Annotated in this window: 25 protein-coding genes and 1 tRNA gene; 16 read left to right on the forward strand and 10 right to left on the reverse strand. The window is 67.7% G+C overall.

Annotated features, from left to right (window positions below; genetic code table 11):
- Window positions 1-115 precede the first annotated feature (115 nt).
- Window positions 116-2,701, reverse strand: a complete 2,586-nt coding sequence (topA, locus tag OXR08_RS00935; RefSeq protein ID WP_267347223.1) for a type I DNA topoisomerase — start codon at window positions 2,699-2,701, stop codon at window positions 116-118.
- Window positions 2,702-3,004: 303 nt separating this feature from the next.
- On the opposite strand from topA, the gene OXR08_RS00940 reads away from it, so the two are divergent.
- Window positions 3,005-3,334 carry an SMR family transporter gene (locus tag OXR08_RS00940; protein WP_267347224.1) on the forward strand — a complete coding sequence of 110 codons (330 nt, stop codon included), beginning with the start codon at window positions 3,005-3,007 and terminating at the stop codon, window positions 3,332-3,334.
- Window positions 3,335-3,369: 35 nt separating this feature from the next.
- On the opposite strand, the gene dprA is transcribed toward OXR08_RS00940, so the two are convergent.
- Both dprA and plsY read right to left on the reverse strand, forming a co-directional pair.
- Entirely contained in the window at window positions 3,370-4,452 is a 1,083-nt protein-coding gene (gene dprA / locus OXR08_RS00945; protein ID WP_267347225.1) for a DNA-processing protein DprA, read from the reverse strand.
- A complete protein-coding gene (gene plsY, locus OXR08_RS00950) occupies window positions 4,445-5,053 on the reverse strand; it encodes a glycerol-3-phosphate 1-O-acyltransferase PlsY (protein ID WP_240313384.1) in 609 nt (202 codons plus the stop codon). Before plsY ends, dprA begins: the two co-directional genes overlap by 8 nt.
- Before the next feature lie 117 nt (window positions 5,054-5,170).
- Between plsY and murI the strand changes: the two genes are divergently transcribed.
- Entirely contained in the window at window positions 5,171-5,968 is a 798-nt protein-coding gene (murI, locus tag OXR08_RS00955; RefSeq protein WP_267347227.1) for a glutamate racemase, read from the forward strand.
- A 179-nt stretch (window positions 5,969-6,147) separates the two neighbouring features.
- On the forward strand, window positions 6,148-7,389 hold the full coding sequence (gene hemA / locus OXR08_RS00960) for a 5-aminolevulinate synthase (protein ID WP_112381546.1): 1,242 nt from the start codon (window positions 6,148-6,150) through the stop codon (window positions 7,387-7,389).
- A 192-nt stretch (window positions 7,390-7,581) separates the two neighbouring features.
- On the opposite strand, the gene OXR08_RS00965 is transcribed toward hemA, so the two are convergent.
- The 3 genes from OXR08_RS00965 to OXR08_RS00975 are packed head-to-tail and all read right to left on the reverse strand — an operon-like array spanning window position 7,582 to window position 9,064.
- A complete protein-coding gene (locus OXR08_RS00965) occupies window positions 7,582-8,019 on the reverse strand; it encodes a DUF3429 domain-containing protein (RefSeq protein ID WP_112381545.1) in 438 nt (145 codons plus the stop codon).
- Window positions 8,019-8,567 carry a Uma2 family endonuclease gene (locus tag OXR08_RS00970; protein ID WP_267347229.1) on the reverse strand — a complete coding sequence of 183 codons (549 nt, stop codon included), beginning with the start codon at window positions 8,565-8,567 and terminating at the stop codon, window positions 8,019-8,021. Before OXR08_RS00970 ends, OXR08_RS00965 begins: the two co-directional genes overlap by 1 nt.
- 11 nt (window positions 8,568-8,578) lie before the next feature.
- Window positions 8,579-9,064 (reverse strand): hypothetical protein, encoded by a 486-nt coding sequence (locus OXR08_RS00975; protein ID WP_267347230.1) that lies wholly within the window; start codon window positions 9,062-9,064, stop codon window positions 8,579-8,581.
- A gap of 137 nt (window positions 9,065-9,201) precedes the next feature.
- Between OXR08_RS00975 and rpiB the strand changes: the two genes are divergently transcribed.
- From rpiB to OXR08_RS01005, 6 genes are all read left to right on the forward strand, one after another.
- The gene (gene rpiB / locus OXR08_RS00980) at window positions 9,202-9,639 is read left to right on the forward strand and encodes a ribose 5-phosphate isomerase B (RefSeq protein WP_267347231.1); all 438 of its coding nucleotides are present in this window, start codon (window positions 9,202-9,204) and stop codon (window positions 9,637-9,639) included.
- Window positions 9,636-10,946 (forward strand): serine hydroxymethyltransferase, encoded by a 1,311-nt coding sequence (gene glyA / locus OXR08_RS00985; RefSeq protein WP_267347232.1) that lies wholly within the window; start codon window positions 9,636-9,638, stop codon window positions 10,944-10,946. The genes rpiB and glyA overlap by 4 nt, the downstream gene beginning before the upstream one ends.
- Before the next feature lie 7 nt (window positions 10,947-10,953).
- Window positions 10,954-11,139: a hypothetical protein gene (locus OXR08_RS00990; RefSeq protein ID WP_267347233.1), complete on the forward strand. Its 186-nt coding sequence runs from the start codon at window positions 10,954-10,956 to the stop codon at window positions 11,137-11,139.
- 9 nt (window positions 11,140-11,148) lie between these two features.
- On the forward strand, window positions 11,149-11,613 hold the full coding sequence (nrdR, locus tag OXR08_RS00995) for a transcriptional regulator NrdR (protein WP_112381539.1): 465 nt from the start codon (window positions 11,149-11,151) through the stop codon (window positions 11,611-11,613).
- A gap of 206 nt (window positions 11,614-11,819) precedes the next feature.
- The gene (locus OXR08_RS01000) at window positions 11,820-12,167 is read left to right on the forward strand and encodes a GIY-YIG nuclease family protein (protein ID WP_112381538.1); all 348 of its coding nucleotides are present in this window, start codon (window positions 11,820-11,822) and stop codon (window positions 12,165-12,167) included.
- A gap of 52 nt (window positions 12,168-12,219) precedes the next feature.
- Window positions 12,220-12,948 (forward strand): RNA methyltransferase, encoded by a 729-nt coding sequence (locus OXR08_RS01005; RefSeq protein WP_240313383.1) that lies wholly within the window; start codon window positions 12,220-12,222, stop codon window positions 12,946-12,948.
- 200 nt (window positions 12,949-13,148) lie between these two features.
- On the opposite strand, the gene OXR08_RS01010 is transcribed toward OXR08_RS01005, so the two are convergent.
- Entirely contained in the window at window positions 13,149-13,451 is a 303-nt protein-coding gene (locus OXR08_RS01010) for a chorismate mutase (protein WP_112381536.1), read from the reverse strand.
- A 191-nt stretch (window positions 13,452-13,642) separates the two neighbouring features.
- On the opposite strand from OXR08_RS01010, the gene rpsD reads away from it, so the two are divergent.
- The 4 genes from rpsD to aguB all read left to right on the forward strand — a co-directional run bounded on the left by rpsD (window position 13,643) and on the right by aguB (window position 18,175).
- Window positions 13,643-14,257 (forward strand): 30S ribosomal protein S4, encoded by a 615-nt coding sequence (gene rpsD / locus OXR08_RS01015; protein ID WP_112381535.1) that lies wholly within the window; start codon window positions 13,643-13,645, stop codon window positions 14,255-14,257.
- 132 nt (window positions 14,258-14,389) lie between these two features.
- The gene (locus OXR08_RS01020) at window positions 14,390-16,027 is read left to right on the forward strand and encodes a M28 family peptidase (RefSeq protein ID WP_267347234.1); all 1,638 of its coding nucleotides are present in this window, start codon (window positions 14,390-14,392) and stop codon (window positions 16,025-16,027) included.
- Window positions 16,024-16,995, forward strand: a complete 972-nt coding sequence (locus OXR08_RS01025) for an agmatine deiminase family protein (protein WP_267347235.1) — start codon at window positions 16,024-16,026, stop codon at window positions 16,993-16,995. The genes OXR08_RS01020 and OXR08_RS01025 overlap by 4 nt, the downstream gene beginning before the upstream one ends.
- A gap of 331 nt (window positions 16,996-17,326) precedes the next feature.
- A complete protein-coding gene (gene aguB / locus OXR08_RS01030; protein WP_112381799.1) occupies window positions 17,327-18,175 on the forward strand; it encodes an N-carbamoylputrescine amidase in 849 nt (282 codons plus the stop codon).
- Here the strand turns inward: aguB and OXR08_RS01035 are convergent.
- A complete protein-coding gene (locus OXR08_RS01035; protein WP_267347236.1) occupies window positions 18,163-18,846 on the reverse strand; it encodes a uracil-DNA glycosylase in 684 nt (227 codons plus the stop codon). The two genes, aguB and OXR08_RS01035, sit on opposite strands and share 13 nt — an antisense overlap.
- Here OXR08_RS01035 and folK point away from each other — a divergent pair.
- The 3 genes from folK (at window position 18,845) to OXR08_RS01050 (ending at window position 20,683) form a co-directional block, all read left to right on the forward strand.
- Window positions 18,845-19,324: a 2-amino-4-hydroxy-6-hydroxymethyldihydropteridine diphosphokinase gene (gene folK / locus OXR08_RS01040; protein ID WP_267347237.1), complete on the forward strand. Its 480-nt coding sequence runs from the start codon at window positions 18,845-18,847 to the stop codon at window positions 19,322-19,324. The two genes, OXR08_RS01035 and folK, sit on opposite strands and share 2 nt — an antisense overlap.
- 19 nt (window positions 19,325-19,343) lie before the next feature.
- Window positions 19,344-19,419, forward strand: a tRNA-Lys gene (locus OXR08_RS01045).
- A gap of 22 nt (window positions 19,420-19,441) precedes the next feature.
- The gene (locus OXR08_RS01050) at window positions 19,442-20,683 is read left to right on the forward strand and encodes an FAD-dependent oxidoreductase (RefSeq protein WP_267347238.1); all 1,242 of its coding nucleotides are present in this window, start codon (window positions 19,442-19,444) and stop codon (window positions 20,681-20,683) included.
- A gap of 67 nt (window positions 20,684-20,750) precedes the next feature.
- Here OXR08_RS01050 and OXR08_RS01055 read toward each other — a convergent pair whose 3' ends face one another.
- Both OXR08_RS01055 and OXR08_RS01060 read right to left on the reverse strand, forming a co-directional pair.
- Window positions 20,751-20,885, reverse strand: a complete 135-nt coding sequence (locus tag OXR08_RS01055) for a hypothetical protein (protein ID WP_260173177.1) — start codon at window positions 20,883-20,885, stop codon at window positions 20,751-20,753.
- 277 nt (window positions 20,886-21,162) lie between these two features.
- Window positions 21,163-21,393, reverse strand: a complete 231-nt coding sequence (locus tag OXR08_RS01060) for a hypothetical protein (RefSeq protein WP_267347239.1) — start codon at window positions 21,391-21,393, stop codon at window positions 21,163-21,165.
- Window positions 21,394-21,589 lie beyond the last annotated feature (196 nt).

A 21,589-nucleotide genomic window follows, 5' to 3' on the forward strand; every position in this document is an offset into this window, starting at 1 on the left:
TGGGGAGGGCGAGGGGTTGCCACGCAGCGCCGCATTGCTGGTCTGCCCCTCACCCTTCCCACTGCCCAAGGGCAGCGGGCCCCTTCCCTCTCCCCGGAGGGGAGAGGGGATTAGGTTAGAAGGGGGGATCTTCTTCCGCTGCGGCGGCTTTGGCGGCCGTTTTCTTTGCCGCTGGTTTCTTGGCTGCCGGCTTCTTCTCCGCCGTCTTCTTGGCCGCAGCCTTTTTCGGTGCGGCCTTTTTCTTCTTGGGCGGCGCGGCGGCGGCGCGGGCATCGATCAGCTGGGCGGCTTCCTCCAGCGTCAGTTGGTCCTTGTCGACGGTCTTGGGGATCGTCGCGTTGGTTTCGCCGTCGGTGACGTAAGGACCGTAGCGGCCCTCCATCAGCTTGATCTCGGCCTCGGTGCGGGGATGCTTGCCCAGGATCTTCAGCGGCTCGCGCGCGGCGCCGCGGGCGGGGCGACCGCCACCGGCCGCGGCATCCGCCAGCTTGGCGACGGCGGCGTTCATGCCGGTTTCGAACACCTCGGCGGTGGACTGAAGCCGGGCATATTTGCCGCTGTGCGCCAGATAAGGGCCGTAGCGACCGATCGAGGCGGTGATCGGCTCGCCCGTTTCCGGGTGGTTGCCGATGGTACGCGGCAGGCTGAGCAGCTTCAGCGCCCATTCCAGATCGAGATCGACATCCTTGGGAATGGAGGCGCGCTTGGCCTCCTTGCCCTCGCCGAGCTGGATATAGGGGCCGAAGCGCCCCGACTTGCGCTCCACCGGCAGGCCGGTTTCGGGGTCCTTGCCCAGCGTTTCCGGGCCGGTGTCCTCACCGGCCGCCTCGCCCCCTTGCGCGAAGCGGCGGGTGTATTTGCATTCGGGATAGTTGGAGCAGGCGATGAACGCGCCGAAGCGGCCGCCGCGCAGCGCCAGCTTGCCCTCTCCGCAATTGGGGCAGAGACGCGGGTCCGAGCCGTCCGCCTTTTCCGGAAAGAGATAGGGGGCGAGGAACTGGTCCAGTTCGGCGGTGATCGCCGAGGGCTGCTGTTCCATCACCTCGTTGGTGCGCGGCTTGAAGTCGCGCCAGAACGCCTCCAGCACCGCCTGCCACTGCGCGCGGCCGCCCGAGACGTCGTCGAGTTCCTCTTCGAGTTCGGCGGTATAGTCGAAGCCGACATAACGCTCGAAAAAGCGTTCAAGGAAGGCGGTGACGAGGCGGCCGCTTTCCTCCGCGAAGAAACGGTTCTTCTCGACGCGCACATAGGCGCGGTCCTTCAGCGTCTTGATGATCGAGGCATAGGTGGAGGGGCGGCCGATGCCGAGTTCCTCCATGCGCTTGACCAGCGAGGCTTCGGAGAAGCGGGGCGGCGGCTGGGTGAAATGCTGTTCGGCCTTTACGTCCTTCTTTGCGGGCGCATCGCCGTCGCGCAGGCGGGGCAGGCGGCGCGATTCCTCGTCCGCGGCATCGTCCTGACCCTCTTCGTAGAGCGCGAGATAGCCGGGGAAGAGCACGACCTGGCCGGTCGCGCGCAGCACGTGGCGGCCGGTGCCGTCGGCCATGTCGATGGTGGTGCGCTCCATGCGGGCGGATGCCATCTGGCTGGCGAGCGCGCGCTTCCAGATCAGGTCGTACAGGCGGCCGTGATCGCCCGAGCCGGCCCGGTCGCGGGAAAAGTCGGTGGGGCGGATCGCCTCGTGCGCTTCCTGTGCGTTCTTCGCCTTGGACTGATATTGCCGGGGTTTATCCGGCACATAGCTGGCGTCGTAGCGCTCGGCGACGGCCTTGCGCGCGGCCGAGATGGCGCTGCCGTCCATCTGCACGCCGTCGGTACGCATATAGGTGATCGCGCCGTCCTCATAGAGTTGCTGCGCGATCCGCATCGTGTGGTCGGCGGAGAAGCCGAGCTTGCGCGCCGCCTCCTGCTGGAGGGTCGAGGTGGTGAAGGGGGGCGGCGGGTTGCGCGTCGCGGGCTTGGTCTCGACCGACTGGACGGAGAAGCGGCCCGCCTCGACATCGGCCTTCGCACGCGTCGCATCGCCCTCGTTGCCGATCGACAGGCGGTCGAGCTTCCTACCCTCCCACTGGACCAGGCGCGCGGTGAAGGGGGTACCGTCCTGCTCCATTTCGGCGGTGACGGACCAATATTCCTGGGGGCGGAACGCCTCGATCTCGCGCTCGCGCCCGACGATCAGGCGCAGCGCCACCGACTGGACGCGGCCCGCCGACTTGGCGCCGGGCAGCTTGCGCCACAGCACCGGCGACAGGGTGAAGCCGACCAGATAATCAAGCGCGCGACGGGCGCGATAGGCGTCGATCAGGTCGGTATCGAGTTCGCGCGGATTCTGCATCGCGTGCAGGATCGCGGGCTTGGTGATCGCATTGAAGGTGACGCGCTCCACCGCCTTGGGCAGCGCCTTGCGGTTCTTCAGCACCTCGCGCACGTGCCACGAGATCGCCTCGCCCTCGCGATCGGGGTCGGTGGCGAGGATCAGGCGGTCGGCCTTCTTCGCCTCGTCGGCGATCGCCTTGAGCTGCTTGGCCTTGTCGGCGTAATTTTCCCATTCCATCGCGAACCCTTCATCGGGGTTCACCGAACCGTCCTTGGGCGGCAGGTCGCGGACGTGACCATAGCTGGCGAGGACGCGGTAATCGCCGCCGAGATATTTCTCGATGGTTTTCGCCTTGGCGGGGGATTCGACGATGACGAGCTGCATAAGCGGGGCGTGGTGTCCTTACGTGTACGCGCGAGGATGGGGAGGGGGAGACGGTGGCGTCAAGTCGTGGCGGCGCGGGCGGTTCCCGGCATGACCGGACAGGCACCACGCGGAAGTGGACACTACGTCCCCCCGCCCGTGTCCACTTCCGATCGCGGCGGGAGCGGTCCGGACGAAGAGGGGTAGTGCGGACCGGGTTCGTTTCATGCGCACCATATAAGATGAAGCGGGGCGTGTAGGACAGCGCCGATCGATCCGGTGCGGGGCATGACAGATGTGGCGGGGATCGTTAGCGTCCCCGGCATGGCGTATCTTTACCTGTTCATCGCGATCCTGGCGGAGGTGACCGGCACGTCCTTCATGAAGCTGTCGGAAGGATTTACCCGGCCGGTGCCGTCGCTGGTGACGGCCTTGGGCTATGCGATCGCCTTTTACTTCCTGTCGCTGACGCTGAAGACGATCCCGACGGGCATCGCCTATGCGATCTGGTCGGGGGTGGGCATCGTGCTGATCTCGGCGGTGGCGTGGGTGTTCCAGGGGCAGAAGCTGGATGCCCCGGCGATGATCGGCATGGCGCTGATCATCGCCGGGGTGGTGGTGATGAACGCCCTTTCGCGCGCCGGGGGGCATTGAGGAGTTGCCCTCTCCCCCCAGGGGGAGAGGGCGTTTTAGAGTTGCAGGCTGACGCGGGCGCCGGCGTGGCGTTCCAGGCGGCCGGCGAGTTCCAGTTCGAGCAGGACCGTGTGGACGATGGCGGGGGCCGCGTTCGCCTGGCGGATGAGTTCGTCGATCGCGACAGGGACGGGGCCGAGCAGCGCGGTGATCGTGCGGCGGTCGGCGTCGCTGGCGTCCTGCGGCGGCGGGCCGGTGTAGCGGCTGGTGGGCGCTTCGACCATGCGGGGGTCGAGGGGGCGGATCTGTTCGAGGATGTCGGCGGCGGACTGGATGAGGATGGCGCCGTCGCGGATCAGGAGGTTGCAGCCTTGCGCGCGGGGGTCGAGGGGGCTGCCGGGGACGGCCATGACGTCGCGGCCCATCTCGGTGGCGAGGCGGGCGGTGATGAGCGAGCCGGACTTCGGCGCGGCCTCCACGACGACGGTGCCGGTGGCGAGGCCGGCGATGATGCGGTTGCGCGAGGGGAAGTGGCGCGCGCGCGGCTCGGTGCCGGGGGGCTGTTCGGCCAGGAGGAGCCCGCGGGTGGCAACCGCCTGTTGCAGGTCGGCATTTTCGGGCGGGAAGGCGATGTCGATGCCGCTGGCGATGACGCCCACGGTGCCGGTGTCGATGCTGCCGGCATGGGCGGCGGTGTCGATGCCGCGGGCGAGGCCGGAGACGATCGTGACACCCTCCTGCCCCAGGGCGAGCGCCAGTTGGCGCGCGAAGCGGCAGGCGGCGGCGGACGCATTGCGCGCGCCGACGATCGCGACGCAGGGGCGGCGCGCGAGCGACAGATCGCCGCGGACGATGAGCGCAGGCGGCGCGGTGTCGATATGGGCGAGCAGGCGCGGATAATCGGGGTCGCCGAGGAAGAGGTGGCGCGCGCCGAGCCGGCGGACCTCCGCGATCTCGCGCTCGACCTGCGCCAGCGGGGGCGGGGCGGGGGCGGCACCCCCGCCGCGGCGGGCAAGAGTAGGTAGCGCGTCGAGCGCCGCCTGCGCGGTGCCGAAGCGGGCGATCAGTTGCGCATAGGTGACCGGGCCGATGCCGGCGGTGCGGATGAGGCGAAGGCGGGCCGCGACCTCGTCAGCCACGCGCGCGGCGGCCGATGCGCGGCTCCGTACCGGCGAGCAGGCGCTCGATATTGGCGCCGTGCTTCCACACGACGATGAGCGCGAGCGCGATCAGCAGCATGACCAGATCGAAGCGGCCGAAGATGGCGGCCGCGACCGGCGCGCTGATCGCCGCCGCCATGCCGGCCACCGCGGAGATGCGCAGCGTGGCGAGCAGGCCGAGCCAGACACAGGCGAAGACGAGCCCGATCGGCCAGTGGAGCGCGAGCACGACGCCCATCAGCGTCGCCACGCCCTTGCCCCCGCGAAAGCGCAGCCAGACCGGATAGCAATGGCCGATGAACGCGGCGGCGGCGGCGAGCGGCGCGTCACCGGGCGAGACATGCGCGACGATCGCGACGGCCGCGAACCCCTTGACGAGATCGAGCAGCAGCGTGGCGGCGGCCAGCCCCTTGCGGCCGGTGCGCAGCACGTTGGTGGCACCGATATTGCCCGATCCGATCTGGCGCAGGTCGCCCGCGCCGGCGAGCCGCGTGAGGATGATTCCAAAGGGGATCGACCCCAGCAGGTAGCCGAACAGCAAGGCCAGCACGGGCGGAGCCCAGACGATTTCGGTTGGCAACGATACCTCTCTTCCGATGCCGGAGCATAAGGGGGCCGGTCGGCGCTGTCCAACAACCTCCATCAGAATGGCGGCGATCTTGCCGGGCGGGCGCGCGAGCCGGTAGGAGCGGCGGCCATGAGCGACGCGCGGCCGATCCTGTTCTTCGATTCCGGTGTGGGCGGATTGTCGGTGGTGGCGCCGACGACCGAGCTGCTGCCGCGTGCGCCGATCGTCTATGCGGCGGATTCGGCGGGCTTTCCGTACGGCACCAAAAGCGAGGCGGAAATTGCGGCGCGCGTGCCCGCGCTGCTGGGGCGGCTGGTGGAGCGGTATCGCCCGCGGCTGGTGGTGATCGCGTGCAACACCGCGTCCACCATCGCGCTCCCCGCGGTGCGCGCCGCGCTCGACGTGCCCGTGGTGGGGACGGTGCCGGCGATCAAGCCGGCCGCGGCGATGAGCGAAAGCCGCGTCATCGGCGTGCTGGGCACCGAGGCGACGGTGCGCCAGCCCTATGTCGACGATCTGGCGGCGCGCTTTGCGGGCGACTGCACGGTGCTGCGCCATGGATCGGCGGCGCTGGTGATGCTGGCGGAGGGGGCGCTGGCGGGCACGGCGCCGTCGCTGGATGCGGTAGAAACGGAGTTGCAGGGTCTGTTCGGACAGCCCGGCGGCGAGCGGATCGACGTGATCGTCAACGCCTGCACGCACTTCCCGCTGCTGGAAGGGGACATGGCGGCGGTGGCGCCGGCGGGGGTGCGCTTCGTGGATGGCGGGCCGGGAATCGCGCGGCGGATCGCCTATCTGACGGATGGACAGGACTGGCCGGAGGCGCCGGTGGCGGGACGGCTGGTGTTCACCCGACTCGGGGACCGCGAGCAGGCGATCGCGGCGACGCTGGCGACCCGTGGTTTTCCCATGGTCGAGGCGCTGTAGCGGCGCCTTGTTGAAAACTCGCGAAAGAGCGAGTTTCGGGACTGGCGCCGTCAAACGCGCCCCGGCGCGTTTCAAACGACCCCTTGGGACAATTTGTCCATGCGATTCGGGGCGGCTCGATCACTGTGGGCGGGTCTATCCGCTGGCCTTGTTAACCGGCGTCGCCTACATGTTGGTTCATGAGCATCGACGGCACGGACGTGCGCGTGGACTATTCGCGCGTTTTTACCCAGGCAATCGACCGGCTGCACGCCGAGGGCCGCTACCGCGTCTTTATCGACATCCTGCGCAACAAGGGCGCGTTCCCCAATGCGCGCTGCTTTGCCGGGCATAACGGGCCCAAGCCGATCACGGTGTGGTGTTCCAACGACTATCTGGCGATGGGGCAGCACCCCAAGGTGATCGCCGCGATGGAGGAAGCGCTGCACGATGTCGGCGCAGGCTCGGGCGGCACGCGCAACATCGGCGGCAACACCCATTACCATGTCGATCTGGAAGGCGAACTGGCCGACCTGCACGGCAAGGAGGCCGCGCTTCTGTTCACCAGCGGCTATGTCTCGAACGAGGCGACGCTGGCGACGATCGCCAAGATCCTGCCGGGCTGCATCATCTTTTCGGACGAGCTGAACCACGCATCGATGATCGCGGGCATCCGCAATTCGGGGTGCGAGAAGCGGGTGTTCCGCCACAACGACGTGGCGCATCTGGAAGAACTGCTGCGCGAGGCGGATCCGTCGGTCCCCAAGCTGATCGCGTTCGAGAGCGTCTATTCGATGGAGGGCGATGTCGCCCCGATCGCGGCGATCTGCGACCTGGCGGACCGGTACAACGCGCTGACCTATCTGGACGAGGTGCATGCGGTGGGCATGTACGGCGCGCGCGGCGGCGGCATTTCCGAGCGTGACGAGGTGGCGGACCGGCTGACGATCATCGAGGGAACGCTGGGCAAGGCGTTCGGGGTGATGGGCGGATATATCGCTGCGGACCGGATGATCGTGGACGTGATCCGCTCCTATGCGCCGGGGTTCATCTTCACGACCTCGCTGTCGCCGGTGCTGGTCGCGGGTGTGCTGGCCAGCGTGCGTCACCTGAAATCCTCCAGCGTCGAGCGCGAGGGACAGCAGGCATCCGCCCGGATGCTGAAGGCGATGATGCGCGAGGCCGGCCTGCCGGTGATGCTGGGCGACACGCATATCGTACCGGTGATGGTGGGCGATCCGGTCAAGGCCAAGAAGATCAGCGATATCCTGCTGGCCGAATACGGCGTCTATGTGCAGCCGATCAATTATCCGACCGTGCCGCGCGGCACCGAGCGGCTGCGCTTCACGCCCGGGCCGGCGCATACGCCGGCGATGATGCGCGAACTGACCGATGCACTGGTGGAGATCTGGGGGCGGCTGGAATTGCGGATGGCGGCCTGATTCTTCTCGGGCTTGAGAGAAGGTTTTCGCGCGGAAGCGCGGAGGTGTTCCGCCGGAAGGCGATCATACCGCTACATCGTCGGGTCGTGATGATAGGGGTGCGCTTGCTCGCACGAAACACCTCTGCGCCCCCTGCGCGAACATCATTTCTGCTTCGCTTCGTGCGACCTCTCCCGCCGGAAAGGGATTGGGTCAGCGGGTCAGCAGCGCCATCAGGATCGTCAGGGTGCCGAGGCCGAGCGACAAGGGGATGCGCAGGCCCATCCAGCCGGTTGGGGCTTCGCCGGTGGTCGCCAGATGGCGGTCGACCAGCAGGGTCAGGAACACCGCGCTGCCGAGCAGGACCAGTGGCCATGTCGTCGACAGGCGGAAGACGGCGAGCAGGAACAGCGCAAAGGCGACGAGCGAGGGCGTGACCGCGGCAAGCAGCAGCGGCGTCTGCCGCGTTTCGCGACCGAGCGCGAGCGTCCACCACAGGCCGCCCAGGAAGCTGAAGATCAACGCGGTATAGGCGAAGGTGACGATCGGCCAGGCGGGGTCGGGGATGACGATCTGCGCCAGCACCAGGGCCAGCGGCGGGAGCAGGCCGGAAAAGCCGAGCAGGCGTGCCGGGGCGGAGACATGCGCCATCAGCCGAGCGTGACCTGTACATCGGTGCCGGGCACGGGCAGCGGCGCGCCGAATCGGACGGTGCGGATGTCCGCATAATCGCCGTCGATCGGCTCGGCATGGATGTGGACAACCGCGCGGGCACCATCGACCACCCAATAAGTGGGGATGCCCGCCGCAGCGTAGAGCAGGCGCTTCAGGCTGAGGTCGCGGGCCTGCGTCGTTTCCGATACCTCGACCACCAGCCGAAGATCGGCCGGCCGCAAGAGGCGGTGTTCGGTAACCGGCGCCACAAGCAGCGCTGCATCGCAGGCGACCACCGTGTCGTTGGTCAGCGCAATTCCCACTTCACCACGAACCAGCGTTTCGTCGGCGACGCGGGCGAGGCGTATGAGGATGCTTGCCTGTGATGCGGCATGCGGGCTCATGGGAGGATTCATCCGTTCCAACTCTCCCGCGACCAGTTCGACCTTCATGCCCTCGAAGGCGCCGGCTTCGCCCATGCGCAGGAACTCCGCCGCGGTGAAGCGGGCGCGGGTGTCGGGGGCAAGGCGGACGGGGAGGTTCACGGGGCGTGATCCTATCGCAGCAGGCGGATGCGGCAATAGCCTTCACCGGGCTTCACCGTCAGGCATTCCTTTTGCCCGGCAAGCCATTTCAGGCCGGTCGCTTCCCCATCGGTGGGGCGCAGCATCAGATCCTCGCCGTTGCGGGTAAAGGCGATGCCATCGTCCTTCGCCACGCCGGCGAACTTGCCCTTGTTGTCGAGGTCCCACTGCATCTCCAGCCGGTATTTTCCAGGCGAGGTGCCGTGGCGGACGACGAGGTACATGCCCTCCACACCCCTGTAGCGGCCGACCAGATCGGCCTGATGCGTCTCGACGCTGTTGCGCGGCGAGCCGGAGAAGGTGGTGGAGTCGCCCGCCGGCGTGCGCGTCTTGGGCTGAACCGTGCCGGACGCGGTGATGTTGGTGGCGGCTTCGTTGTCCGCGGCGGGACCGGAACAGGCGGCACCGGCACAGATGACGGGGACCAGCAGGGAAAGGGAAAGCAGGCGAAGGATCATGGCGGGGCAACCCGTGACGGGGGCGTACCGTTCCCGGGCATGACTTCCCGTGCATGACTTCGCAGTGGCAATATGCGCGCGGGGGGCGTAAAGGCGCGCGCATTCTATTTTCGCTGTCGCCCGGAGCCTTTCGACCCATGCGCATCGCCATCGCTTCCGATCATGCCGCGGCCGGGTTGAAGGCGGTGTTGGCGGGATGGTTGCGGGAGCGGGGGCATGATGTGATCGACCTGGGGGCCGATGGCAGGGCCAGCGTGGATTATCCGGATTATGGCTATGCGGTGGCCGAGGCGCTGGCCGAGGGACGGGCCGAGCGCGGGGTCGCGCTGTGCGGGTCGGGCGTCGGTATCTCGATCGCCGCCAACCGGCACGCCGCCTGCCGCTGCGCGCTCGTGTCCGAGCCGCTGACCGCCGCCCTGTCGCGCCAGCATAACGACGCCAACGCGATCGCGATGGGCGCGCGCCTGATCGGCGAGGAGATGGCCAAGGCCTGCCTCGACGCTTTCCTGTCCACCCCCTTCGAGGGTGGACGCCACCAGCACCGTGTCGACAAGCTGTCGAAGGAGTTCGCATGAGCACGCAGCCCCAGGATATCGCCGCCGTCCAGCCTGATGGCTTCTTCACCCGCAGCCTGGCCGAGGCGGATGCCGCGGTGTTCGCCGGCGTGCGCCACGAGCTGGAGCGCGAGCAGACGCAGATCGAGCTGATCGCGTCGGAAAACATCGTCTCCAAGGCGGTGATGGAGGCGCAAGGCTCGGTCTTCACCAACAAATATGCCGAGGGTTATCCGGGCAAGCGCTATTACCAGGGCTGCGCGCCGTCGGACGAGGTCGAGCAACTGGCGATCGACCGCGCCAGGCAGCTGTTCGGCTGCGACTTCGTCAACGTGCAGCCGCATTCGGGCGCGCAGGCGAACGGCGCCGTCATGCTGGCGCTGGCCAAGCCCGGCGACACGATCATGGGCCTGAGCCTGGATGCCGGCGGCCACCTGACCCACGGGGCGCGCGCCGCGATGTCGGGCAAGTGGTTCAACGCGGTGCAGTACGGCGTCGACCCCGAGACGCACCTGATCGATTACGAGCAGGTCGCCCGCCTGGCGCGCGAGACGAGCCCCAAGATCATCATCGCAGGCGGCTCCGCCTATCCGCGGGTGATCGACTTTGCGAAGTTCCGCGCGATCGCGGACGAGGTCGGTGCCTATTTCATGGTCGACATGGCGCACTTTGCCGGGATCGTCGCGGGCGGGCTGCACCCGACCCCCTTCGGCCACGCGCATGTGGTGACGACGACCACGCACAAGACGCTGCGGGGCCCGCGTGGCGGCATGATCATGACCAATGACGAGGCGATCGCCAAGAAGATCAACTCGGCGGTGTTCCCCGGGCTGCAGGGCGGGCCGCTGATGCACGTGATCGCGGCCAAGGCGGTGGCCTTTGGCGAGGCGCTGCGCCCCGATTTCAAGACCTACATCGCCGCGGTGGTGGAGAACGCCAAGGTGCTGGCCGCGACGCTGCAGGAGCGCGGCGCGAACCTGGTGGCGGGCGGCACCGACACGCATCTGGCGCTGGTCGACCTGACGCCGCTGGGCATCACCGGCCGCGACGCGGACGAGGCGCTGGAGCGCGCAGGCATCACCTGCAACAAGAACGGCATTCCCAACGACCCGCTGCCCCCGGTCAAGACCAGCGGCATCCGCGTCGGCAGCCCCGCCGGCACGACCCGCGGCTTCGGTCCGGCCGAGTTCCGCGAGATCGGCCACATGGTCGCCGACGTGCTGGACGGATTGAAGGCCAGGGGCGAACATGGGGACCCGGAGGTCGAGGCGGACGTTCGTACCCGCGTGCGCGCCCTTTGCGCACGGTTCCCGATCTATCAGGGGTAAAGGCGTAATGAGCAAAATCGACAACAAGATGGCCGAAATACAGGACACGATCAGTGCTTCGCCGGACCTTAAGAAGTCCATGATGAAGTGGGCCGCTCTGGGGGCGGTGGTGGCCATTCCGCTTCCCTTCACCATGCCGCTGGGCGCCGTTGCCGGCGCGACCTATGCGTACTGGAAGCGTAAGAAGGGCTGACGATCCGCGATGCGCTGCCCCTTTTGCGGCCATGAAGACAGCCAGGTGAAGGACAGCCGCCCCACCGAAGACGGGGCGGCGATCCGGCGCCGGCGGCAGTGCGAGGGGTGCGCAGCGCGGTTCACCACGTTCGAGCGCATCCAGTTGCGCGAACTGGCGGTGTTGAAGAGCGAGCACCGGCGCGAACCGTTCGATCGCGAAAAGCTGCTCCGGTCGATTTCGATCGCGGCGCGCAAGCGGCCGATCGAGCCGGTGCGGCTGGAAAAGCTGGTATCCGGCATCCAGCGGCAACTGGAGACGAGCGGGGACGGCGAGGTGTCGTCCAAGCGGATCGGCGAGATGGTGATGGAAGGGCTGAAGGGCCTCGATTCGGTCGCCTATATCCGGTTTGCGAGCGTGTACCGCGAGTTTGGCGAGGCGAAGGATTTCGAGGCGTTTGCGGGGACTGTGGAAGAGGTGGCGCGGGGGGAGTGAGGGGACTCCAGCATGTCCTCTGCCTTCGATGAACCATCCCCGTTCGTGCTGAGCGAAGTCGAAGCACAGCCACCGACGCTTGGCCTTCGACTTCGGCGCCACGCGCCGAAGTTTATCCTGAGCTTGTCGAAGGGCTCAGGCCGAACGGATGTTGCGTCTCATTCCATGCACCACGGACCGAGGTGCATGGAGGGTGGAAGCAGCCGATGACCTTTTGGGCATATCTCCTGCGCTGTAGCGATGGCAGCTATTATGCCGGTCATACGGACGATCTGGAGCGGCGTATCGGGCAGCACCAGAGTGGCGACATGCAGGGATATACGCAAAGGCGCCGCCCCGTGAGGCTTGTTTGGTCGCAGGATTTTGTCCGACGTGATGAGGCGCTGGCTGCCGAGCGACAGATAAAGGGCTGGTCGCGGCGCAAAAAGGAAGCGCTGATCGCCGGCGACTGGGCGGACCTGCACGATGCGGCGATCCCGCCGGGGGAGCGTGCCCTTCGACTTCGCTCAGGGCGAACGGCGGGTGGGGGCAGACTGCGCGGATCTGGAGAATGATGAGCGATGGCGGACGAACGGTGATGGGGGTGATGAGGACATGGAATTGAACGTGCAGGATAGGACCACCCCGCCCCCCGTCATCGTGCTGGTGCGGCCGCAGTTGGGCGAGAATATCGGCAAGGCGGCGCGGGCGATGTTGAATTTCGGGCTCCTGGAGATGCGGCTGGTGGCGCCGCGGGACGGTTGGCCCAACCCGGCGGCGGGGCCGGCGGCGTCGGGGGCGGACGTGGTGCTGGAGCAGGCGCGGGTCTATGAGAGCGTGGCCGACGCGGTGGCGGATTGCTCGCAGGTCTATGCCACCACGGTGCGCAAGCGCGGGGTGACCAAGCCCGTCGTGACGCCGGAGGTCGCGGCCGGGGAAATCCATGCCGGGCCGGGACGCTCGGCGATCCTGTTCGGGCCGGAACGCTCCGGACTGGAAACCGACGACGTGGCGGTGGCGCGGACGATCATCACCGTGCCGATCAACCCCGAATTCGGCAGCCTCAATCTCGCGCAGGCGGTGATCCTGGTGGCGTATGAGTGGTCGAAGGGCGTGGCGCTGGCGCAGCCACCGGAAACCGAATTGCCGCCGGTGGCACCGCAGGGCGAGCTGGACGGGATGATCGGACAGCTGGAGGAGATGCTGGAGGGCGTGGGGTATTTCTTCCCGCCCGACCGGGTGCCCGCGACCAAGCGGACGCTGCGCACGCTGCTGACCAAGCCGGGCTGGTCGAGCCAGGAGGTGCGGACACTGCGCGGGGTATTGTCGACGCTGGCGCGGCCGCGGGGGCGGTAGAGCCAGATGACATGAGGTTGAACACTCTATCCGTTCGTCTCGAGTAGCCGTCGAGTAGCGGCAAGGCCGCGTATCGAGACGGTGTATCGAGAGATGGGTGGGCGCGCTGGGCGGTCTCTCGATACGTCATCTCGATACGCTGCCTGATGGCAGCTACTCGATGACTACTCGAGACGAACGGGGTGAGTTGGCGGAGGCTATCAGCGGCGGTCGAAGGCGGCGAGTTCGTAGGCGATCGAGGCTTCGACCAGCGTTTCCCACAAGTCCGCCACGACCTGTTCGGGAACGCCGAGCCGTACCGCCTCGGCACGGGCCTGGTCGATCACCTGGGCCTTGCGCGCCTCGTCCCGGACATGGCCGCGCTCGGGCTTGATGCGGGCGGCGGCGTCCATATAGGCGAAGCGGCGGGCAAGCAGCGCGACCAGATCGCGGTCGAGCTGGTCCACGCCGGCGCGGACCTCCGCCATGGTGGTGCAGTCGGGGCCGGAAAGGATCGTGGTCATGACCGCGCGCTGTGAAGCGTGGCGGCGGCGGTGTCCATTCTTGACTCTCGGGCGGCCAGCGGCTAGGCGCGCGCCTTCGCAATCGCCCCCGCACCCCGGTGAAGCGGAGGGCCCGCGCGTGTCTGCATCGTCAGGTTCGTACGGCGCGATCTACCGGGAATACCGTTGTTAGCTGTTGCCAAGGAATACACATGTCGAAGCGTCATAGCGCAAAGTACAAGCTCGACCGCCGGATGGGCGAGAACATCTGGGGTCGCCCGAAGAGCCCGGTCAACAAGCGCGAATACGGCCCCGGCCAGCACGGCCAGCGCCGCAAGGGCAAGATGTCGGACTTCGGCATCCAGCTGCGCGCCAAGCAGAAGCTGAAGGGCTATTACGGCGACGTCACCGAGAAGCAGTTCAAGGCGTCGTACATCGAGGCCGCCCGTATGAAGGGCGACACCGGCCAGAACCTGATCGGCCTGCTGGAGCAGCGCCTGGACATGATCGTGTACCGCGCCAAGTTCGCGCCGACGATCTGGGCCGCGCGCCAGCTGGTCAGCCATGGTCACATCCGCGTCAACGGCGTGAAGTGCAACGTCGCGTCGCGCCGCTGCTTCGTCGGCGACGAGATCACGCTGGGTTCCAAGGCGCAGGAAATGGCGCTGGTGATGGAAGCGCAGCAGCTCGCCGAGCGTGAAGTGCCCGATTACGTCGCCGCCGACGGCACCGCCAAGGTGACCTTCGTTCGCGTGCCGACGCTGGACGAGGTGCCCTATCCGGTGAAGATGGAGCCGAACCTGGTCGTCGAGTTCTACTCGCGCTAAGCTTCGGACAATCCGGACGGAATATGGAAGGGCGGTCCCGCTGGGGCCGCCCTTTTCCTTTGGGCGGAGTGCTGGACGCGTGCGCGGCGGGTTGGCAAGAAGGGCGCCGATAATCCGATACGGGGGTCCCGCATGCGCCAAGCCATTCTTGCCACGTTGCTTTTTTCCGCCGCCGGGGTGGCGACCGCGCAGACCAAACCGGCGATTTCGGTGGAAACGCTGAAGACGGTGACGCAGACGCTGGCGTCCGACGCCTATGAAGGGCGCGCCCCGACGACGCCGGGCGAGGACAAGACGGTTGCCTATATCGTCGAGCGCTTCAAGGCGGCGGGGCTGAAGCCGGGCAACAAGGGAAGCTGGTTCCAGGACGTGCCGATGGTGGAGATCACCGCCACCGACGTGCAGCCGATGACCTTTACCGGCGGCAAGACGCCGCTGTCGCTGGCGTATCGCACCGACATGGTGGCCGGCACGTACCGCGTGACGCCGGGAATCGCGGTCAAGGACAGCGAGGTCGTCTTCGTCGGATACGGCATCACCGCGCCGGAAAAGGGCTGGGACGATTATGCCGGCATCGATGTGCGCGGCAAGACGGTGGTGATCCTGGTCAACGATGCCGACTGGCAGGTGCAAGGGCGCGAGGGGCCGTTCGAGGGGCGCGCGATGACCTGGTACGGGCGCTGGCCGTACAAGTTCGAGAATGCCGCCAAACATGGTGCCGCGGCGGCGATCATCGTTCATCAGACCGAGCCGGCGGCCTACCCCTGGGCGGTGGTGCAATCGTCCTGGACGGGGCCGCAACTGGAACTGGACGAGGCGGGCGATCACATGGACCAGAGCCAGGTGATCGGCTGGATCCAGCAGGCCTCCGCTCAGGCGCTGTTCCGCTCGGCGGGCAAGGATCTCGGGGCGCTGACCAAGGCGGCGCAGGCCAAGGGGTTCAGGGCGGTGCCGCTGGGCGTCAAGATGTCGACCGGCTTTGCCAACACGATCCGGCGGCAGGCGTCGAAGAACGTCATCGGCGTGCTGCCGGGGACCACCGCGCCGGGCGAGACGGTGCTGTATTCGGGGCATTGGGACCATCTGGGCCGCTGCGACGCGGTGGACGGCGACGATATCTGCAATGGCGCGGCCGACAACGCAACGGGGATCGCCGGGCTGGTCGCGCTGGCCGAGGCGCAGGTGAAGGCGGGGCCGGCGAAGCGGTCGATCGCGTTCCTGGCGGTGACGGCGGAGGAAAGCGGGCTGCTCGGCTCGCGCTATTATGCCGAGCATCCGGTCTTTCCGCTGGGCCGGACCGTGGGCGGGGTGAACATGGACGTGCTGAACGTCGTGGGGCCGGTGAAGGACTTCGTGCTGACGGGTGCGGGCAAGTCGGAGATCGAGGACCTTGCCCGCCCCCTGGTCGCCGCGCAGGGGCGGACGATCAGCCCGGAGGCGAATCCGGAGCGGGGCAGCTATTACCGGTCGGACCATTTCTCCTTTGCCAAGCTGGGCGTGCCGATGCTGTCGGGCGGATCGGGGCAGGATCAGGTGGAGGGCGGGGTCGCCGCCGGCCATGCCGCGCGCGAGGATTATGTCGCCAACCGCTACCACAAGCCGTCCGACGAATATGATCCCAACTGGAACTGGGGTGGTGCGATCCAGGACCTGAACGTCTATTACGCGCTCGGCCGCAAGCTGGCGGACGATACGGGCCTGTGGCCTAACTGGTATCCGACCGCCGAATTCCGCGCCATCCGTGACCAGAGCAGGGCAAAGACCAAGTGACCACCACGACACCGCCACCCGCCGAATGGGCGCCGCATGCCGCCGTCTGGATCGGCTTTCCCAGCCATGCCGAGCTTTGGCAGGAGGATCTGGAACAGGCGCGACAGGAAGTCGTCGCCTTTGCCACCGCCGTTCATGCCGACGGGCGCGGCGAGACGGTGATCCTGGTCGCCGCGGACGGCGAGGCGGCGGAGGCGGCGCGCGCGCTGGCGCCGTTCGCCGAGGTGGTGGTGCAGCCGTTCGGTGACATCTGGCTGCGCGATACCGGGCCGATCCTGTTGGGCGACGGATCGGCGCGGCTGTTTGGCTTCAACGGCTGGGGCGGCAAGTACGACCTGCCCGGCGACGACACGGTCGGCGAGCGGCTGGCCGAGGATCGCGGGCTTGGCGCGACGCGCTGCGACTGGATATTGGAGGGCGGTGCGATCGACGGCGACGGCACCGGCACGGTGGTGACCACGCGCCAGTGCCTGCTGAACCCCAATCGCAACCCCGAACTGACGCAGGAGGGCATCGAGCGGCGGCTGGCGGACGATCTGGGGCTGACCCGCGTGGTGTGGCTGGGCGACGGGCTGCTCAACGACCATACCGACGGGCATGTCGACAATCTGGCGCGCTTCGTGGGCGAGAATCGCGTGGCGATCCCGGAAGCGTCGGAGAACGACCCCAACTGGCAGGTGTATAACGCGGCGCGTCGCGATGCGGCGGCGGCGGGGCTGGAGGTGGTCGCCGTGCCCTCGGCGGGCCGTGTCCTGCGCGACGGGGAGGTGATCCCGGCGAGCTACATGAACTTCTATATCGGCAATGCCGCGGTGGTGGTGCCGGTCTACGGTACCGAGAACGACGCGGCGGGCGTGGCGGCGATCCAGGCTCTTTTCCCGGACCGCGAGGTCGTGGGGTTGCGGGCGGATGCGATCTTGACCGGGGGTGGCAGCTTCCACTGCATCTCGCAGCAGGTGCCTCGCTGAATTTGTTCACGCGAAGACGCGAAGACGCGAAGAGGGCGGGGCCTTGGCGGTCGGGAGACCGGCTGGCTCCGTTGCTGAGGGTAAGCAGGTCCGCTTTCGCAACCTCTTCGCGGCTTCGCGGCTTCGCGTGAGTCTTCTTCCGTTTTGATTGACGCGGAGGCGCGGAGGATGTTGCGTGAGTCATGCGCTTTCGCTTTTGCCATTGGTCGGGATTGTCTTCCGGCCGAGAGGGCGTGGTTGGGGGCGGCGAGCGCAACTCTCCGCGTGAACAAATAGCCGATCGCCACGCGGGCGGATGACGAATCGGGTGGCGGCCCCTATGTGGGCGGCCATGACCGAGATCTCCGTCGCTGCGCTGCAGCTCGCCTTCTCCGACGATATCGATGCCAACATCGCCAATGTGTCGCGCCTGGTGCGCGAGGCGGCGGGGCGGGGGGCGCAGGTGATCCTGCCGCCCGAACTGTTCGAGGGCGAATATTTCTGCCGCGTCGAGGACGAGGGGCTGTTCGCCAACGCCAAGCCCGTGGGCGAGCACAAGGCGGTGCTGGCGATGCAGGCGCTGGCGGCCGAATTGAAGGTGCATATCCCGACCAGCTTCTTCGAGGCGGACGGGCCGCATCATTACAACTCGCTGGCGATGATCGGGCCGGACGGCCGTGTCGCGGGTATCTATCGCAAGAGCCATATCCCGGACGGGCCGGGATATGAGGAGAAATTCTATTTCCGCCCCGGCAATACCGGCTTCAAGGTGTGGGACGGGCCGGGTGCGACGCTGGGCGTGGGCGTGTGCTGGGACCAGTGGTATCCCGAAACCGCGCGCGCGATGATGCTGATGGGCGCGCAGCTGCTGTTCTACCCCACCGCGATCGGCAGCGAGCCGCACGACACCTCGCTGGATACCGCGCGGCTGTGGCGGCGCGCGATGGTGGGGCATGCGGTGTCCAACGTCGTGCCGATCATCGCGGCTAACCGGGTGGGCACAGAGCACGGCCAGACTTTTTACGGCACCAGCTTCATCTGCGACGAGCGCGGCGACATCCTGGCCGAACTGGACCGCGAGGAAGAGGGCGTCATCACCGCGACGCTGGATCTGGACCGGGTGAAGCGGCACCGCGCCGCCTTCGGCTTCTTCCGCGACCGGCGGCCCGAACTCTACGGACGGCTGGTTCAGGATATCTGATTGCGGCCGATGTCCACGGCGCGGGCGAAAACCGCGTCGAACATTTCGGGGGTCAGGCGGCCGGTATTCTGGTTGTACCGGGAGCAGTGATAGCTGTCGATCAGCACCATGCCGCTGGGCATGCGGTGTTCCGCCAGATGCCCGAAGCGGGCCTTGGGCAGGCGGCCGCCGAGCGCCTTGACCGCGGACTGGTGCGCGATCTGGCCGAGCGCGATCACCACGCGCAGGTTGGATAGCGCCGCGACCTGGTCTTCCAGAAAAGTGCGGCAGGTACGGACCTCGTCGGGGCTGGGCTTGTTCTCGGGCGGCAGGCATTTGACCGCGTTGAGGATGATCGCGCCGGTCAGGCCGAAACCGTCATCGACATGGCCGGCAAAGGTGCCGGTCGTCAGCCCGTGCCGGGCCATGGTGTCATAGAGCAGCGGCCCGGCGCCATCGCCGGTAAAGGGGCGGCCGGTGCGGTTGGCACCGTGCTTGCCCGGTGCGAGACCGACCACGCCCAGCCACGCGCCCGGATCGCCGAAGGCGGGGACCGGCGCATTCCACCAGTCGGGGTGTTCGGTGCGAAGATCTTCGCGCACGCTCACGAGGCGAGGGCAGCGCGGGCAATCGTGCGGCGGCTCGGTCTGCGGGAGTGCGGCGGCGGGCGGGGTGGGATAGGGATCGGACATGGTGACCACAACTTATGCCATCGCGCTCGGCTCCAATCGACCCGGCCGTCACGGAACGCCGGCCGACGAGGTCCGTGCGGCGGTGGCGGCGCTGGGGGATGGTGTGCGCGGCGTGTCGGCGATCATCACCACCGCGCCGCTGGGGCCGTCGATACGCGCTTTTGCCAATGCGGCGGTGCTGGTGGAGAGTGCGATGGCGCCGCCGGCGATGCTGCGGCACCTGAAGGCGATCGAGCGGGCGTTCGGGCGGCGGCGGGGGCGGCGCTGGGGCGCGCGGGTGATCGATCTGGACATCGTGCTGTGGTCGGGGGGGCGCTGGCGGTCGGCAGGGCTGGTGGTGCCGCATGCCGCCTATGCGACGCGGGACTTCGTGCTCAGGCCGCTGGAGCAGGTGGCGGGGACGTGGCGCGCGCCGGGTACGGGGCGGCGCGTCCGCCATCTGGCACATATGGTTGACCGCAGGCGTCCACGCCCCTAACTGCGCTGGCACCCGATGGGGGTCCGTAGCTCAGTCGGTAGAGCAAGCGACTTTTAATCGAGAGGTCCCGGGTTCGAGCCCCGGCGGACCCACCACGGGTAAGGGGTGCATCGGCAGATGGACGGCGAGCGCAACTACGACATCGTGATCGTCGGCGGCGGGCATGGCGGCGCACAGGCCGCGATCGCGCTGCGCCAGGCCAAGTTCGAGGGCAGCATCGCGGTCGTCGGCGATGAGCCCGACCTGCCCTATGAGCGACCGCCGCTATCGAAGGAATATCTGTCCGGCGAGCGCGCGTTCGAGCGCATGTTGCTGCGCCAGCCGCAATTCTGGGACGAACGCGCGGTGACGATGATGCCGGGGCAGCGGGTCGTCGGCGTCGACGCGGGCGGCCACCGCGTGACCACCGCGGGTGGCGACAGCATCGGTTATGGCCGGCTGATCTGGGCGGCGGGCGGCGCGGCGCGGACGCTGACCTGTCCGGGAGCCGATCTGGCCGGGATATATGGCATCCGCACGCGCGGGGATGTCGACCGGATCCGGCAGGCGCTGGACGGCGTGGCGCGCGTCTGCGTCGTGGGCGGCGGCTATATCGGGCTGGAAGCGGCGGCGGCCCTGGTCAAGTTCGGCAAGCAGGTGACGGTGCTGGAGGCGCTGCCCCGCGTGCTGGCGCGGGTGGCCGGCGAGCCGTTGTCGCGCTTCTACGAGGCGGAACACCGTGCGCACGGCGTCGACCTGCGGCTGAACGCAGGCGTGGCGGAGATCGTCGGCGAGGACGGCCGGGTGTGCGGCATGCGGCTGGCGTCGGGCGAGGCGATCGCGTGCGAGATGGTGATCGTCGGCATCGGCATCGCGCCGGCGGTCGCGCCACTTCTCGCGGCGGGTGCCGCGGGCGGCAACGGCGTGGATGTGGATGCGACCTGCCACACCACGCTGCCCGATATCTATGCGATCGGAGACTGTGCGGCACATGCCAACGCCTTTGCGGCGGGCGCGCAGATCCGGCTGGAGTCGGTGCAGAATGCCACCGACCAGGCCAATGTCGCGGCGCAGGCGATCATGGGTATGCCGGTCGCGTATCACGCGGTGCCGTGGTTCTGGTCCAACCAATATGATCTGCGGTTGCAGACGGTGGGATTGTCGACCGGATATGATCTGGCGGTGGTGCGCGGCGACACGGCGTCACGCAGCTTCTCGGTCGTCTACTTGCGCGGCGGGCGGGTGATCGCGCTCGACTGCGTCAATGCGACACGGGATTATGTGCAGGGCCGCAAGCTGGTGGCGGCGGGGGCGGCGGTGCCGGCGGCACGACTGGCCGACGCAAGCTCACCGCTGAAGGATATCGTCATCGCCGCGTGACGGCGGCAACCGGACAGGAATTGCGTGGGGCGCGCCGGGCGCGGCCCCCACGGCAATTGGACAGGGTTCAGGCGGCGCGCGAAACGGCGGCGGTACGAACGTCGTCGTTGGCAGCGGTAACGAGCGGCGCGACGGTCGCGACCTGGGTACCCAGAACCGCATTGCGGCGAGCGGCGAAAAGCAGAGCGATCAGGCTGAACATAATGGCCTCCATGGAGAAATGCTGCGATGCAGCGTGCTGCCTCCATGTGGCGCGGGTGGGCGATTGCAGCAAATGCAAGCTTTGCCGGTGCAGTTGCAAGAATCGAAGTTAAGTAGCTGGTAAGGCTGTCGGGGTGCTTGCCGATCGGGCGTGGCACCACGTCGCCCCGTTCGTATGCAGACAGCGCCGCACGCTCTCGCTCCGCGGCTTTGCCGCTACTCGGCAACTGTTCGGTACGAACGGGGGTGGGTGAGGAACAGCCCTATAGGCTCAGACCCTAGCGCGCGGTGTTGCGGCCTTGCAGCGAAGCGCCGGCCGCCTGCTGATTGGCTTCATCCACGGCGGCCCATTCGGCGGCGGTGCGGCAGACGCGCTTGCTCAAGCGCGATCCGACCGGCGTTTCACGGCGGCAGATCTTCTTTTCCGCCGGTGCCGGGTCCTTGGCGGGGGCGGCGGCATCCTGCGGTGCCGAGAACATGGCGAGGGCCAGAAACATCACGGTCATCATCGATCTCCCATCGAACTGAAGCGGCAGGATCGTTCGCTTTACCTGATTGTGCAACCCGCTCGTCGGCCAAGGCGCCTGCGCACTGATCGCGATCAGTGTATTTGTCGGGAAACGTACAAAGCGTGGGTCGTTACTGCACGATAATAAACGTGGACGATCAGCATGTTAACCCAGGTAAACGTTGTTCTTGATCCCG

The organism is Sphingomonas sp. GM_Shp_2 (assembly GCF_026540875.1).
GTDB lineage: Bacteria > Pseudomonadota > Alphaproteobacteria > Sphingomonadales > Sphingomonadaceae > Sphingomonas > Sphingomonas carotinifaciens.